Origin of the sequence: Rhizobium lusitanum (genome assembly GCF_014189535.1) — a bacterium.
Classification (GTDB): Bacteria; Pseudomonadota; Alphaproteobacteria; order Rhizobiales; family Rhizobiaceae; genus Rhizobium; species Rhizobium lusitanum_C.
In genome coordinates, this window is sequence record NZ_CP050307.1 from 1,916,677 (window position 1) to 1,930,983 (window position 14,307).

12 protein-coding genes are annotated in these 14,307 nt (G+C 59.5%); 3 read left to right on the plus strand and 9 right to left on the minus strand.

The features are described 5' to 3' along the window. Positions 1-127 precede the first annotated feature (127 nt). Positions 128-1,135 carry a hypothetical protein gene (locus tag HB780_RS11860; RefSeq protein WP_183687942.1) on the minus strand — a complete coding sequence of 336 codons (1,008 nt, stop codon included), beginning with the start codon at positions 1,133-1,135 and terminating at the stop codon, positions 128-130. 307 nt (positions 1,136-1,442) lie between these two features. On the opposite strand from HB780_RS11860, the gene HB780_RS11865 reads away from it, so the two are divergent. Further along, a complete protein-coding gene (locus HB780_RS11865; RefSeq protein ID WP_183687943.1) occupies positions 1,443-2,135 on the plus strand; it encodes a hypothetical protein in 693 nt (230 codons plus the stop codon). Positions 2,136-2,386: 251 nt separating this feature from the next. On the opposite strand, the gene dctA is transcribed toward HB780_RS11865, so the two are convergent. Further along, positions 2,387-3,724 carry a C4-dicarboxylate transporter DctA gene (dctA, locus tag HB780_RS11870; protein WP_183687944.1) on the minus strand — a complete coding sequence of 446 codons (1,338 nt, stop codon included), beginning with the start codon at positions 3,722-3,724 and terminating at the stop codon, positions 2,387-2,389. A gap of 229 nt (positions 3,725-3,953) precedes the next feature. Between dctA and HB780_RS11875 the strand changes: the two genes are divergently transcribed. Continuing rightward, a complete protein-coding gene (locus HB780_RS11875) occupies positions 3,954-5,168 on the plus strand; it encodes a LysR family transcriptional regulator (protein ID WP_183687945.1) in 1,215 nt (404 codons plus the stop codon). A 217-nt stretch (positions 5,169-5,385) separates the two neighbouring features. Then, the gene (locus HB780_RS11880) at positions 5,386-6,273 is read left to right on the plus strand and encodes an amidohydrolase family protein (protein ID WP_183687946.1); all 888 of its coding nucleotides are present in this window, start codon (positions 5,386-5,388) and stop codon (positions 6,271-6,273) included. Positions 6,274-6,460: 187 nt separating this feature from the next. On the opposite strand, the gene HB780_RS11885 is transcribed toward HB780_RS11880, so the two are convergent. From HB780_RS11885 to HB780_RS11915, 7 genes are all read right to left on the minus strand, one after another. Next, a complete protein-coding gene (locus HB780_RS11885; protein ID WP_183687952.1) occupies positions 6,461-8,041 on the minus strand; it encodes an amidohydrolase family protein in 1,581 nt (526 codons plus the stop codon). Then, on the minus strand, positions 8,038-9,036 hold the full coding sequence (locus HB780_RS11890; protein ID WP_183689701.1) for a questin oxidase family protein: 999 nt from the start codon (positions 9,034-9,036) through the stop codon (positions 8,038-8,040). Before HB780_RS11890 ends, HB780_RS11885 begins: the two co-directional genes overlap by 4 nt. A gap of 182 nt (positions 9,037-9,218) precedes the next feature. Next, entirely contained in the window at positions 9,219-10,037 is an 819-nt protein-coding gene (locus tag HB780_RS11895) for a creatininase family protein (protein WP_183687954.1), read from the minus strand. 9 nt (positions 10,038-10,046) lie between these two features. After that, the gene (locus tag HB780_RS11900) at positions 10,047-11,546 is read right to left on the minus strand and encodes an NAD(P)-binding domain-containing protein (RefSeq protein WP_183687956.1); all 1,500 of its coding nucleotides are present in this window, start codon (positions 11,544-11,546) and stop codon (positions 10,047-10,049) included. Continuing rightward, positions 11,543-12,340 (minus strand): ABC transporter permease, encoded by a 798-nt coding sequence (locus tag HB780_RS11905; protein ID WP_183687958.1) that lies wholly within the window; start codon positions 12,338-12,340, stop codon positions 11,543-11,545. Before HB780_RS11905 ends, HB780_RS11900 begins: the two co-directional genes overlap by 4 nt. Beyond that, positions 12,337-13,215 carry an ABC transporter permease gene (locus tag HB780_RS11910; protein ID WP_183687960.1) on the minus strand — a complete coding sequence of 293 codons (879 nt, stop codon included), beginning with the start codon at positions 13,213-13,215 and terminating at the stop codon, positions 12,337-12,339. Before HB780_RS11910 ends, HB780_RS11905 begins: the two co-directional genes overlap by 4 nt. Beyond that, complete coding sequence (locus HB780_RS11915; protein WP_183687962.1) at positions 13,215-14,306, minus strand: ABC transporter ATP-binding protein; 1,092 nt, start codon at positions 14,304-14,306, stop codon at positions 13,215-13,217. The genes HB780_RS11910 and HB780_RS11915 overlap by 1 nt, the downstream gene beginning before the upstream one ends. Position 14,307: the final 1 nt, after the last annotated feature.

Genomic DNA, 14,307 nt, shown 5'->3' on the forward strand with positions numbered 1-14,307 from the left:
GCCGCAGCGACAGCCCCCACTTCGGACCGTTTTCAGACAGCTTGATTTCGACAGGGTCGCCGCTTCTTTGGAACATGTGCTTCCATGGAGACCATGCATAGCGGGAGACCCCGCCGAGAAACAAACTTTATGGCGCGTCGCAAATCGGTATTGGCCGCGGTGGCGGCGCCGGATGATCTATTTTGTACTGAGCAATGATCGGCTCCAGGGTTTCTTTCGACCAGAACTTCGGAGCGCCGATTTCCTTCAGGCAGGAATCATTCCAATACAGGCCGGCCTTCGATGGCGAACGGCCGCTCGCCACGGCTTTGGCGACGGCGTTTATGTCGGCTGACTCAGGATAGATGTAGAGCGTCGTCGGATTGCCCTTCACCATGGAGAGGATCTGGCTAGCGTCCGATGCCGTCCAGCTGGTGCAGCCGTCGCTGCGGCCGCCGGCATATTCCACCAGCTTTCCAAGCGGAACATATCCATCCCGGTTTGCGTAGGGGCTCTGCGGATTTTTCTTCAGGCAGACGCCCGCCACCACCGCGGCCGCATGCCCGCCGATGGCGCGCTGTCGCGCATTTGCCGTTTCGCCCTCACCATCAAATTGGATGAAGGAGCGAAGCAAGGCCGCGTCTTTCGCTCCCGAGACGCGGTAGTAGCCCTTGAACGTCGTCTTCGTCTCGTCCGTCATATAGGCGCCGCCGGCCGTCAGGTTCGAATCCATGGCATTGCCGAAGTTCCGGGCACACTCTCTGCCGTTGCCGAAATCAACAACGCCCTTCAAATCGCGGCCGCTGCCGTGCCCGGACGAAATGACGCGAAACGTCTGGGTGGCTTCGCAGACGGTGTAAAAGCGGCCACCCGATTTGCCATCGCCCAGATCGTTCGGGCGCGTGGCGTCCATCGCGAAGTAGCAAGGATTACTGACTTTGCCTTCACTCACTTTGCGCCTGTAAAGCGCGCGCGCCCTCTGCAAGACCGGAGACGCTATTTGGCCGTCGCCTTCGCCGACATGAGGCGTCAGCCACAGCGGGATGTCCGCTTGTCGACCAGCCGCAAATAATTGCGGCGATGCCGAGAGGATGACGGCGACGGTGCAAAGGCTGAGAGTCCTTTTGACACTCAAGAGATTATATCTCGACCGCACGGAATCAGATCTCCTGTTGAGACGTTTTTGCACTTCTACATCCAGCTTTGGGCCGAAGCCAATGGCGGCAATAAGTCTCGCAGGCAAGCCAAGGCATATTTGAACCACTCTGGCGGCAGATGGCCGCCAGCGAGCCAGAAGACTCGATTAACGTCAGACAATAATGCACGTATGAGGGGATGCTAGGAACCATAGGGGAATCGGGACCGGCAGGCGTCGAATTTCGGAATATCTGTTTTCGCCCGTCGCTGAAATCTCACCGAAATCATGCGCGGGCACTAAGCATACCAAGAGAAAAAGGGGCAAAATGAGAAAGCTTATGATTTTTGCCGCCATCACCATGGCGGCTCTTTCCGTGTCGGTAAACGCCGCACCGCTCGCAAGCAAGGGCGGGTACGAATATGATAGAAATCGACTGAGCGATCCCGCGGCTCTCAACTGGAATATCGATCAATGCAGCCACGGTGCCATTACACCGGAAGCACAAGAGAAGCTTGCGAAGCTCATGGACGTTTCGCAGGCCAATGTCCGTTACGAGTTTTGCCGCCGAATCCTCACCGCTTACGCCAAGGGCGCCATCCCCTACGACGACTACCTTCAGTTTGCCGCAAGCCGTGTTATGGCTCCAAGCATTGCGAGGGCTTTGAGAATTGCAGGTTCTGGCCCACGCAAGCCGCAGGGCGATAGACAGGGTGAGATCGTTCTTCCGCTTTTGGCGAAAATGGACTCGGGCGAGACGTTCAAAGGCTCCACGATAGCGTCGCGCGGTAACGGCCGCTTCTCTGTCACGTCGTCGCGGCGGTCGGTAAAATGTTCCGGCGCCTACGACCTGAAGGATCGGCGCCCGACAGTTACTCTTCCGGTCAAATGCTCGGACGGACGCACCGGGCAGGCCGTGGTCACGAGAGCGCCGGACCTCATGTCAGCGTCGGGGAAGGTGAAGCTATCCGATGGGAGCACCGGTCGGCTGACCGTTGGCACCATTCGGAAACAGCCGTGACGGGCAGGAAAAGCGCCTCCACGGCGTCCTGTCGGCCCATTAAGATGAGATTCCGGCACTGAACGAACTGCGGGCTGTCGTTGCGAGGTCCGATCAACGGCTATCTGGACTATGTGCGGGTAGCCTTCCCTCGTTGAGCGCGGGCGGCATTCATCTTTAAAGATCAGTCAGTCGATCACACGATAATGGGTCAATCGGCGCAATTACATGCTTGGACGGCGGGGAGGCTCTCCTACTGACTGGGTCGCCTGTCAGGCGACGGCGAGATGGCGGCGTCGCTGAGACGTGGTGCCGATCGTTTCGGCGAGACGAACTTCGTCGATCGCCCCTTCCCACCTGGCAATCACGATCGTCGCCAGGCAATTGCCGATCAGGTTCACGAAGGTGAGCCCCTCGGCGAGGATGCGGTGGATGCCCAGGATAAGCGCTATGCTTGCGACAGGGATGATGCCCGTGGTGTTCAGCGTCGCCGCCAGCACGACGAATGCGGCACCCGCCACGCCGGCCGCACCCTTGGACGTCAGCAACAACACCGCGATCAGACCAAGCTCGTGCCAAAGGGTCAGATGCGTGTTCGTTGCCTGGGCCAGAAACACCACCACCGTCGTCAGGTAAAGGCAGGTGCCGTCGAGATTGAAAGAATAGCCGGCGGGCACGACGAAGCCGACGACGCTCTCCTCGCAACCCACGTCCCGCATCTTCTGTATGACGCGTGGCAGCACCGTCTCGGTGGAGGTCGTAGCGGCGACGATCACGATCTCCTCGCGCATATAGACCAGCAGCTTCCAGAGGCTGACGCCGACCCAGCGCGCGACCAACCCAAGCACGACCACGGTGAAAAGCGCACAGACGATAAAGAACTCGATAATCAATTCGCCGAGTGCCAGCAACGATCCCGATCCGAACCTGCCGACCGTGAAGGCGATTGCACCGAAGGCGCCGATCGGCGCGAAATACATGATATAGCCAACGATCTTGAAGAAGGCGCTCGACAGGCTTTCGATCAATGCGAAGGCCGGTTTTCCACGCTCGCCGATCGCGGCCAGCGCGATACCAAACAGCACCGACACGAATAGAACCTGGAGTACCTCTCCGTCGGTGAAGGCGGAGGCGTAGGTTTTCGGGATGATGTGAAGCAGATAGCCGGAGACGCTCTGCTCATGGGCCGTCGCAATATAGCTGGCGATCGCCTTGGTATCGAGCATCGCCGGATCGATGTTCATATCCGCGCCTGGCCGCCACAGATCGGCCGCCACAAGTGCGAAAATAAGCGCAAAAATGGTGATCGCCTCGAAGTAGATGATTGATTTCAACGCGAGCCGGCCAACGCGCTTCATGTCCGTCATGCTGGCAATGCCATGCACCACCGTGCAGAAGATCACCGGTCCGATCATGATGCGGATGAGCGAGATGAAGGCATCGCCGAACGGCTTCATCGAGGCCCCGAATTCCGGCCAGAAATGGCCGACAATGACGCCCGCCGCCGTGCCGATCAGCACCTGGAACCAGAGCTGGCCTGCAATTCCGAAACGCGTCGACTTCCGCGTCTTCACGTCATCCTGCTTCGCGCTTGCGAGACCGTCCATCATCTCTCCTCACCCATTTCAAGTTTCCTCAATCGAAGACACCGGAGATCGAACAGCCTGCTGTTCAACTCTTCCTCGGCCCCGTCGCCTCACCCCCGAGCGGATATTCGTAAAATTCTCGTCCTCGCCGAAGAACCCTCCAGTGAGCAATCCTCCTATAGCTGCCTGTCATTGCCCCTCGACGCCACACGGAATCTTGCCCTACCTATAAGCTGATGCTATAGATGCTCACATGGTCTCCACCTTCGATTTGAGTTTGCGCCACCTCGACGCGGCACTGGCGGTGCTGCGCCAAGGGAGCATCAACGGTGCCTCCGCCGCCGTGAACCTCTCCCAACCGGCATTGACGCAAGCGCTGGCCAAGCTCGAAGCGCTGCTCGGTCATAGGCTCTTTGATCGCCAACCGAGCGGTGCGACACCCACGCAGGCGGGCCATCTCTTCCTTGCTCGCGTCGAACGGGGGCTGGAGCGCATTATCGATAGCGGCCGCAGGCTGCGCCGCTCAGCGCGACTGAAGCCGATCGCCTATCTGGAACGCCTGGTGTCCATGGGACAGCTTCATGCGTTGGCTACAGTCGAGAAGGCGGGCAGCTATTCCCTGGCCGCGCGTGAGATCGGCCTCTCCCAGCCATCCGTGCATCGGGCGGTAAAGGAACTGGAGGCGATCCTCGGCCTGCCGTTGCTTTCCCGGGCGGGGCGGTCCATGCGGCCAACTCCGGCAGGCATGCGGCTGGTTTCGGCGATCAGGCTGATGGCAGCGGAGCTTCAGGCCGGCTTCGACGAGTTGGCCGCGCTGGAACAGGCCGGCGCCGGTACCATCAGGATCGGCGCCCTGCCCCTCCCGCGGGCCGGATTGCTGCCGGAGGCACTCGCCGGGTTTACGCGCAACCATCCCTATACCGCCATCACGATCATCGAAGGCCCCTATTCCGATCTGCTGGCAGCGCTGCGCGGTGGAGAAATCGACATGGTGGTCGGCGCGCTCCGCGATCCCACACCGACGCGCGACATCCTCCAGCGGCCGCTGTTTGAGGACGACCTGTTTATCGTCGCGCGATCTCACCACCCGCTTGCCGGATCCAATGATCCGAATCCAGCAGATCTGGCGAGTTATCCCTGGGTGATCGGCGCGCAGGGGTCGCCCATGCGCGCACGGTGGGAGGCGCTGTTCGTCGAATCGGAACTGCCGGCAAGGCGGATCGAATGCAGCTCTATCCTGATGGCGCGCTGGCTCCTGCTGGATGGCGACTGGATCGCCTTGATGTCCACCGACCAGTTTCGGATCGAACAGGCATCGGGGTTGCTCGCACCGATCGGAGGTCCCGTTCCGGGCTCCCGCCGCCAGATCGGCGTGACCATTCGCGCCGACTGGCTGCCGACGGCCGCACAGGCCGACCTGCTGGCCGAATTGACGGCCGCCGGCGCAAAGCGATCTTCAGGAATTTGAATAGCCCTTGACCGCTTTCGATACGCCCATGCACTGACATTATGGGTAGAAACGGCGCGGGAGAAACGACGATGATAGCTCTGATCGGATTTGGGGAAGCCGCAAAAACCATTGCGAACCGCACCTCTTTTCCAAGGCTTCGACGCCATTCTCCACGCAACAGGAACATCCAGCGCATGATCATCGATCTCGACGCACAGTTTAAGGTAAGCAGCCTATGAGTGCCTTCACGATGGACGCCGATTGGCTCAGCTTTGATCCCTCACCTTCGAAGCCGGTCTTCCAACTACCGGCCGGTGCGGTCGACGCACATTGCCATGTCTTCGGGCCTGGCGATGTCTTCCCCTATGCGTCAGAGCGCAAATACACACCCTGCGATGCCGGCAAGGACAAGCTGTTTGCGCTCAGGGATTTCCTCGGCTTCGAACGCAATGTGATCGTGCAAGCGACCTGCCACGGCGCCGACAACCGCGCGCTGGTCGACGCGCTTCGCGCCGCCGATGGACGCGCCCGCGGCGTCGCAACGGTTCGCCCCGACGTGACCGAGGAAACGCTCGCGGAGATGGATGCGGCCGGCGTGCGTGGCGTGCGCTTCAATTTCGTTCGCCGGCTCGTGGATCCGAAGCCGGATGCTTACTATCGCGGCATCATCGAGCGCATCGCACCACTCGGCTGGCATATCGTTATCTACTTCGAGGCGGCTGACCTTGAGGAGCGGTGGGATTTCTTCACCAGCCTGCCCACCACGGTCGTCGTCGATCACATGGGCCGGCCCGACGTGACAAAGCCCGTCGATGGCCCCGAATTCGGTCGTTTCGTGGCTCTGATGGAGCGCGACAACATCTGGTCCAAGGTCAGTTGCCCCGAGCGTCTCTCCAAGAGCGGTCCGCCGGCCTATGACGATGTCGTCCCTTTCGCGCGTGCTCTGGTCGAGCGCTTCCCCGACCGCGTGCTATGGGGCACCGACTGGCCGCACCCCAATATGAAGAACCACATGCCCGATGACGGGACATTGGTGGACTTCATCCCCCGCATCGCGCCGACCGAAACGCTGCAGCACAAGTTACTTGTCGATAACCCGATGCGGCTCTACTGGCAGCGTTAGGGTCCGGCTTTCCTTCCGGGTGAACAACGATCCAAGGAGCGGCGGTTCAAATCCGTTCTCTATCTATAACGCTTGGTCTGCCATTCACGATCCAATCGCCAACGTGTTCTATTTTATGAATCGGCATGCGGCTCAATATTGATAGGCCCGATAAAAAGGTGCTTTGCTTAGGGTCATTACGCAATGCTTATTCACGGTCCTGATTGTCCGCCATCGAATTATATCGATACGCGCGCTGCGCGGCCGTTGGCGTGAATTTTCGGTGATGTGCCTCCAAATGAGGAAGAAGGGCGTCGATCGCATTCCATGCCTGCGTCTCTGACTGCGTTTCCGGGTCTTTCAATATATCCGCAATTTCGAGCAGCACGGCCTCACGGTCGATCGTGGTCACTTTGCCGTTGTCAACGACCAAACACCCGCCGATAAACACCTGGTGGACGGCATGTCGCCCCCCGCGATGCAGAACGGCATCCGCCGGAGATGTTCTCATGTTGAGATGCGGACGGCCGATTTTTCGCTGATCCATCAACACGATATCAGCTTGCAGACCGGGTTCCAGCCGGCCCGTAAAGCCGCCGAAGCCGACGGATTTGGCACCATGTTCCGTGGCCATCTGCAGCACGGCGCCGGCATCGGGCCGGTCGTTCCACAGTCCGGTTTCGCGGTGCAGCGCCCAGACAAGTTTCATCTCAAGCGTCATATCGCGGTCATCGGCGATGTTCGACTGGTCAATGCCGAGAGCCACCGGAATGCCGCGACGCCGCATCTCGTTGACGGGAGCAATACCGCTGCCAAGCCGGAGCCCCGAAGACGCATTGTGACATATGATACAGCCGCAGTCGGCGACTATGTCGAGATCGGCGCGGCTCATCCAATTGCCATGGCCAAGCGTCACATTGGGGCCGAGGCATTCGAGTGCCTTTAGATGCTGCACTGCGCTGTGGCCGAACTTATTATAGGCAAAACTTGATTGCCGCTCGGTTTCCAGAAGGTGCATATGCACCTGTGCTTCAGAGGAGCGTGCCGTTTCGAAGATGGTCTGGAGACATTCATCGCTGCACCAGTGAAGGTTCGCCGGCGCGAGATTGATGCGGACATGATCGGGCTGTTCCGCCGACCAGCGCTCGCTGAGCGCTCTGTAAAACGCCATGAGTTCTGAGACTGGCACTGCGGCGGCATTAAGTTTTGGAGCAATCCACGCACGCACGGCTTCGGGAAGGGTGGCAAGGACGTTTGCATCATCATCATACGTCAGAATATTGCGGTCACGGATCATGAAAGAGAAGCCGGCCCGCATGCCGATCTCGGCATAGGCTTTTAGCGTCGCATCAGCCGTGGCCATCCAGCCATCCGGGGCGCCGGCAAACCCGCTGTTGATATGCTGTACCATGGTGGTGCCGCTTTCCAGCATCTCGATCGCCGAATAGAGCGTGTCGAGCCGGACATCAATGTGGCGCATCGCCCGGAATTGCGGCAGCCATAATTCCAGCGGCGCGAAGGGCACGCCCTGCATCAAGGGAGTTATCCCGAAATGGTGGTGGCTGTTGACCAGTCCCGGCATGGCAATCATGTCGCGGGAGCCAAACCGGGGAAGATGGTCGTTGCCATAAGCGACCGCCGGCATTGGTCCGATCTGGGCGATCATGCCGCCATCAACACGGATGCCAACGTCATGGCGCATCGCCATGGTGCCGTCGGGCGCAAGGCCGCAAAGCACCGTACCGGCTTCAATAATGCAATCGGCGGTTCTCGACGTCGCTGCCATCATTTCATGTAGTCTCCGATAAGGCCGAGGCGGCGAGCAACGACAACGCGATAGAGCGGGTCGCCATAGACCTTCATTTCTTCGCTTGCAGAGAACGCAAGGCTGATATCGTGCTCATCGTAACTCTGCGCGGCAATCGCGTGTATCTCGGGCCAACCGGGGGCCGGTATGTTGCGCCAGCGATCAACCACGACTTTGTCCGGCATCTCGGGAAAGCCAAGTTCGCCCATCAGTGCTGCAATGCCCTGCCAGAACACCCGCAACATCCGATAGAGCGTTTCCTCATCGCAATGAGGCGCAAGCAGACGGATCCAGTGCAGTCCGGTGATGACATGCAAGGCTGCAAAATGCTGGGTTGCGGCAAACAATGAAAGGGCGGTGGACGCCATCTGCTCCATGGTCTCTGGCCCAATCGCCAGCCAATCGACCACGGGTGCGAATGCCGTCACGTTGCCGGCGTCCCGCATATTTTGCCACAGCAGGTCATGCAGCTTCATGCCATGCAATGGCGCGATCTTTGCGGTCATCGCAAGCACTTCGGCTGGGTCGCGCGTTATGGGCGGCGTTCCCTTTGCTGATGGAAGCGGCAGATAGGTGGCAGCCCAATAGGCAAGCGCGATTGCGACATCAGCCTCATTGCCGCGAAGAACACCATAGGCCGTTCGCATCAGCGCGTGAAACGCGCTGGCGGCAATACCAGCCGCAAGATCGGGGAGATAGAGCTGCAACGCACCATGGATCCCCAACCTCGTCAGCTCGCCCGCGAAGAATATGCGCAGATCGGGTTCGCGCTCGCGCCTTCCGATTGCCGCCTTCCAACTATTGCTATCAAGGGGCGCGATTGGCTGAGCGAAGGGTGCGAGCTGCTTTGCATCTCTGTAGTAATCAAAGAAGCGCCGAAGTTGAGCAGGCGCGCCACCGATACGGTCGAGCGCCACGAGAACCATTGGGGCATGATTGGCGAATGTGTGCGAAAATTCCGAGCCCCACTCCGGCATGCCGGCCAGAATTGCTTCAAGGCCCTCGGCGGTTTCTTCATTGGAGATCGCTGGCATATTGAGCCTTTCTAAGAGTGGCGGCAAAGCGGCCTCTTGTTTGCGTGTTGGGAGACCGTTCGCTTAATTAGGTCACGCCGGCGCTTGCCAGGCATCCTGATGTACTGCCCCGGCTTCCGCCTGGCCTATCTCATTGCCGAAAAGCGGGTTTCAGAGGTGAGCTGGCCTATGTCAAAACCGCGAACTGCTTCGATGAGACGGAGCAATGCAGCCGCGGCGCGGTTAAGGACGATCGCACCCTTGTCGGCATCAGCATTGGCGGCATTACCGCAAACGCCGGCTGGATGAAGGTCCTGCGCTTGCCAGCCGAAGCCTACTGCGCCCTCCGCCGTCAGCAGGCTGCCGGACTGTTCGATGCCGACCGTCAGCGGCACAAAGTCTTCGGCCTTGTCCATGACGACCAGCTCTGGCGCAATGGCAAGCATCATGCTGGTTTCGATATCCCCGCCATGAATGCCATGAAGAATTTCCGCCGAAGAAAACAGGTCGTCGACCGGCGCAATCCGGAACCAGGAGCAGGCAACCGCAAGCATATCGAGCTCTATGCGGATATCACGGCAGGTCATGTCCATGAGCGAGATCTGCCCGCCATGCGAATTGAAAAGAATGAGCTTTCGGGCGCCCGCGCGCTTCACGCTTCTGGCGATGTCGAGCCAGACGAGGCGCAGTGTTTGCCCGGAGATGGTGAGCGTGCCCGGATAGGCCAGATGCTCATCCGATTTGCCAACGCTGAGTGCTGGCAGGATCAAGACGTCGGCATTAGCGTCAAGCAAGAGTGTCATTCGCTCAAGGATGCCGGCGTTGATCGCCGCGTCCACCTTAACAGGAAGATGGGGGCCATGCTGCTCGACGGCCGCGATCGGCAATATGACGACGGTCTCGCTCAGATCACGCGAAGCAAAATCGGCGGTCGAGTGATCGGTCCAATGAAAAGAGATGGTCATAACGTAGCCTCACACGCGATTGTCAGATTGATCCGCGCTTGCTGGACGCGAGTTTGCCGTGGCAACACGATCTTCGAAATCATCGGAGACCGGCAGATCGGGCGAGGCATAGGCCGCCAATGCCGGCAGGATTGTTTCTTCCTGATCGAGAAGAAGCCGACGCAAGACACCGCGCACAAGGCGGGGAACGCCGTGCTTATGTCCGCTGATCGAGGTCGAGTGCGGGCCGTGGCTGATAAAACTGCTGCTGTTGAAGGCAAATACGCGGCTGAGCCATGTGTCGGCATCATCTTTTGGGACAAAGCCATAGAACGCATCGAGATAGGGAAGCTGCGCGAGGCGAGCGTCTTTGTCAGTATCCTGCGGTGTGTAGCGCTCCCCCCAAAGCGCAACCTTGTCGTGGATGCTTGTCAGTTCGGGTCGGGCGGCAAGGTCGATCTGCATGCCGGTCGCAAGCAGGAGATGGTCGAACTCCAAAATACCGTCTGGCGTATCGACACGGATTGCGTCCGCTTGCTCGGAAACCGCGAGCCATGGTGTGGCGGGGCGCAGCCGAAACCCGGGAAGGCTCATGGCGGTTTCGAAACTCCGCACCGGCGGCGGCTGGTCGGCGCTGCGGAAGAAGCGAGAAATATTCCAGCGCGTGCTGTCGGAGAGATCCGGATAATGCGTCATCATCCCCGGTGTCTCAATCGCGCGATGCGGGTTCGTGCGCGGCAGCTTCGCACGCCGAAAGCAGAGATCGACGGAGGCGGCACCCGCTTCAAGAGCCTTGATCGCGTTGTCGAATGCCGACGCGCCATGCCCAAGCATGCCAATGCGCAAGCCCCTCAAAGCTTCAAAATCAATGGGACCATTTGTGTGATTGAACCTGTCTGGCGACAGCCCGTCAGAGACGAAACCTGGAACCCGCCATGCACCCGCACCATCATATCCGGTGGCCAGGACCACGGCACGCGCCAGAGACTTTTCCACCACTCCGCGGACCTTGGTCGTGACGGCGATGACATCGCCCTCAGGGGCCACGTCGACAACCTCGCAATGATTCGTAATCGCGACTTCGAAGACTTCGGCATACCAATCCAGATAGGCCTTCCAGTCCTTTCTTGGAATACGTGGAAGCTCTTCCCAGGCGTGACGCCCGTAAACTGTCTCGAACCACCGGCGCACGGACAGATTGACGACATTGAATTCGTTTCCAACCTGCGTTTTCGGGGTGCGCAGTTCCTCCATGCGCGCAAAGGTCAGCCACGGCCCCTCGGCCCCTGGCGCCGCGCTGTCGAGAACGCGCACGTTACTCACCCCATCCCATTTCAGGGCTGCCGCTATCGTGATGCCGGACTGGCCGGCGCCGACGATGATCACATCCGCGATCTCCATTGCGTCGGGCCGTGGCAAATCGGCGATCCATCGTGGGTTCGGATAGCCAAGGGCGGCAAGATCGGCACGGGCGGCCTGCTTCAGGTCGTCAACCGTCATCCGCGGCACATCAGCGGGGGAGAATGTCATGTTTGATCTCGCAAATGAGCCGTACGTCCGCGTAGACGGCGTCGGCGATTAATCTCTGTCAGCGCCACGATCAGGGCTGTCAACAGGAGGACGACCACCTGCATCGCATTGAGGTCAGGCTTGAGTTCCCGCCGAAACTCCGATGCGACAATAAGGGAAAGCGGCTGTGTGCGGCCGGCCAAAAACATGGAGATTGTCAAATCCGCCAGCGACAGAATGACCCCGATGGAATAGGCGGCGCTGAGCGCGACGTTGAGCTGCGGAAGCAGAACACGCCGGAAACTCTGCCACGGCGTAGCACCCAGATCCCGGGCCGCCTCCTCCAGCCGTGGATCGAGCCGAATTAACACGGCGGCGATGATTGTTGTGGTGAAGGGGATGGCAACAATCGTTTGTGCCAGAATGAGGGCTGTCGCTCCGCGTCCCAGCCCCACCCAGCTCATGAGCATTGCCTGCGCGATGGAAAGGACGGTCTTCGGCACAAGAAAGGGCACGAGGATCAAAACGGCAAATGCGCCCCGGAACCACATTCGCGACGACGTCAGGGCCAAGGCGGCGACAAGGCCGATGAAGGCAGCCAGAAGCCCGACAGGTTGGGCGATCAAAAAGCTGGTTACGAAGCCATCCTGAAACGCCGTGTTGCCAACAAGATCGGCGTACCAGGCAAAGGTGAATCCGCTGAGAGGAAAAGCCATGGTGCTTGACGCGTTAAAGGAAAAAATCCCGAGAACGACAATCGGCAGGTAGAAAAAGCAGGCCGCAAGACCAAGTGTGAAGATCGCAAATCGGGTCATTTCAACCCCCGCCGGAAGACTGCCCTTGCACCGTTGAGCCGAAGAAGGACGGTGGCGAACCCGATGGCAAATGCGAACAGGACGACAAGAAGGCTAAGGGCCAGAGCGGAGGCCAGTGGCCAATCGAAGGCAGTACCGAACAGATTATCGATCATCGCCATCGGCGTCGCGCCCGAGGTTCCGCCAAGAAGACTTGGCGTCATCATATCGCCGGCTGCCAGAGCAAAGACTGTAAAGGCGCCGACGGCCAGTCCAGGGGTGGTCAAAGGCAGGATCACCTTCAAAAACGCATCCAACGGCCGGGCGCCGAGATCCCGGGCGGCCTCTATCAGCCTTTTGTCAATCAACTCGGCTGAGATCCATATCGCCAAAACCATGAATGGCAGATTGTTATAGAGCAGCACGAGATGCGTGGTGAACGGCGAAAATAACAGGAATTTCAAAGGCTCATCGACAAGACCGAACCATTGCAGGACGGCGTTTATCAAGCCTTCGGAGCCAAGAACGACACGCCAGGCATAAATTCGCACGATCTCGCCGGTATAGAGCGGTGTCAGCAGGACGATACTGGCAATCCCCTTCCAAAGGGCAGGCAGGCGTGTCATCGAAATCGCAATCGGATAGCCGACAAAAGTCGCGAGCACCGCCGTCCCCGCACCGGAGACAACTGCCTTGCCGATCAAAAAGACGAAGACCGGATTGGTAAAAATCTGCGACCAACTCTGTCCCGAAAAGGCCGGAACCATCGTGAAGGCGTCGAGATCCACCTCAAAGAAGCTGAACACCAGGAGCAAAGCGAGCGGCAGAACGCAACCTACCAATAAAAGACATGCGACGGGCACGGCAAAATGCGCCCGGTGGAACGCCAGAGCCATCACTCGACCCTCGTGATAAAGGCGCGATCGGGATCCAATGCCAGGCCGACATCGGTTCCTGGGGCAAGCGGAAGATCCGCCATGAACCGCAAGGTGATGCCCTTCACGCCGGCTTCGATGAGATATCTGTCCCCCTTGAACACGACATGTTGGACCGTCGCGCTTATCACGTCCCCGCCTGGGGCAACGCGAAGGTTTTCCGGTCGGATGGCGAGCACCGCCTTGTCCCCACGCGACAATCCCTCCACAGCCGGGCACTGGATGATGCCTATCGCCGTGTCGATCGCAGCCGATCCGGGGATCGCGCCGTTACCGACAACTTCGCCGGGAATGAGTGTCGCAGCGCCGATGAAATCAGCAACGAAGGCGTTGGCGGGACGAGCATAGATCGTCAAAGGGTCGCCTTTTTGAACAATACGCCCCTTGTTCATCACGACGACGATGTCGGAGAGCGCGAAGGCCTCGTCCTGATCGTGGGTCACATAGACGAAGGCGATACCGAGGCGTCGCTGCAGGTCCTTCAGTTCGATCTGAAGATGGCCGCGCATCTTTTTATCCAGCGCCGACAAGGGTTCGTCGAGCAGGAGCAGATGCGGCTCCGCGATGATCGCGCGGGCCACCGCCACGCGTTGCTGTTGTCCGCCCGACAGCTGATGTGGATATCGTTCGCCAAACTCCGCCATATGCACGGCGTCCAGCGCTCTTTTGACGCGCGCAGCCACATCGACATTGCTCTGGCGCCGAAGTGTCAGCGAGAACGCGACGTTTCCAAATACGGTCAGATGCGGAAACAACGCATAGCTCTGGAACACCGTATTGACCGGGCGTCGCTCCGGCGGCACGCCGGAAAGAGGCCTGCCATCCAGCACAATCGATCCAGCGTCCGGCGTCTCGAATCCTGCGATCATCCGCAGGATCGTGGTCTTGCCGCAGCCGGAAGGGCCAAGAAAAGTGGTGAAGGCTTTTTCCGGTATGTCGAGATCGACACCGTCGACTGCGCGGTCCTTTCCATAATATTTGGTCAGGCCGCGGGCCGACAGCAGAAGCCCCGATCTCGCCGGATCGGGCGCAACGTCAGGCGTATTCACCATG

Coding starts and splice junctions, on each gene's coding strand:
- HB780_RS11885 (WP_183687952.1), bottom strand. CDS start 8,041: ATGATGGCAGCGACGTCGAGAACCGCCGATTGCATTATTGAAGCCGGT.
- HB780_RS11895 (WP_183687954.1), bottom strand. CDS start 10,037: ATGACCATCTCTTTTCATTGGACCGATCACTCGACCGCCGATTTTGCT.
- HB780_RS11915 (WP_183687962.1), bottom strand. CDS start 14,306: ATGGTGAATACGCCTGACGTTGCGCCCGATCCGGCGAGATCGGGGCTT.
- HB780_RS11910 (WP_183687960.1), bottom strand. CDS start 13,215: ATGGCTCTGGCGTTCCACCGGGCGCATTTTGCCGTGCCCGTCGCATGT.
- HB780_RS11890 (WP_183689701.1), bottom strand. CDS start 9,036: ATGCCGGAGTGGGGCTCGGAATTTTCGCACACATTCGCCAATCATGCC.
- HB780_RS11905 (WP_183687958.1), bottom strand. CDS start 12,340: ATGACCCGATTTGCGATCTTCACACTTGGTCTTGCGGCCTGCTTTTTC.
- HB780_RS11900 (WP_183687956.1), bottom strand. CDS start 11,546: ATGACATTCTCCCCCGCTGATGTGCCGCGGATGACGGTTGACGACCTG.
- dctA (WP_183687944.1), bottom strand. CDS start 3,724: ATGATGGACGGTCTCGCAAGCGCGAAGCAGGATGACGTGAAGACGCGG.
- HB780_RS11875 (WP_183687945.1), top strand. CDS start 3,954: ATGGTCTCCACCTTCGATTTGAGTTTGCGCCACCTCGACGCGGCACTG.
- HB780_RS11865 (WP_183687943.1), top strand. CDS start 1,443: ATGAGAAAGCTTATGATTTTTGCCGCCATCACCATGGCGGCTCTTTCC.
- HB780_RS11880 (WP_183687946.1), top strand. CDS start 5,386: ATGAGTGCCTTCACGATGGACGCCGATTGGCTCAGCTTTGATCCCTCA.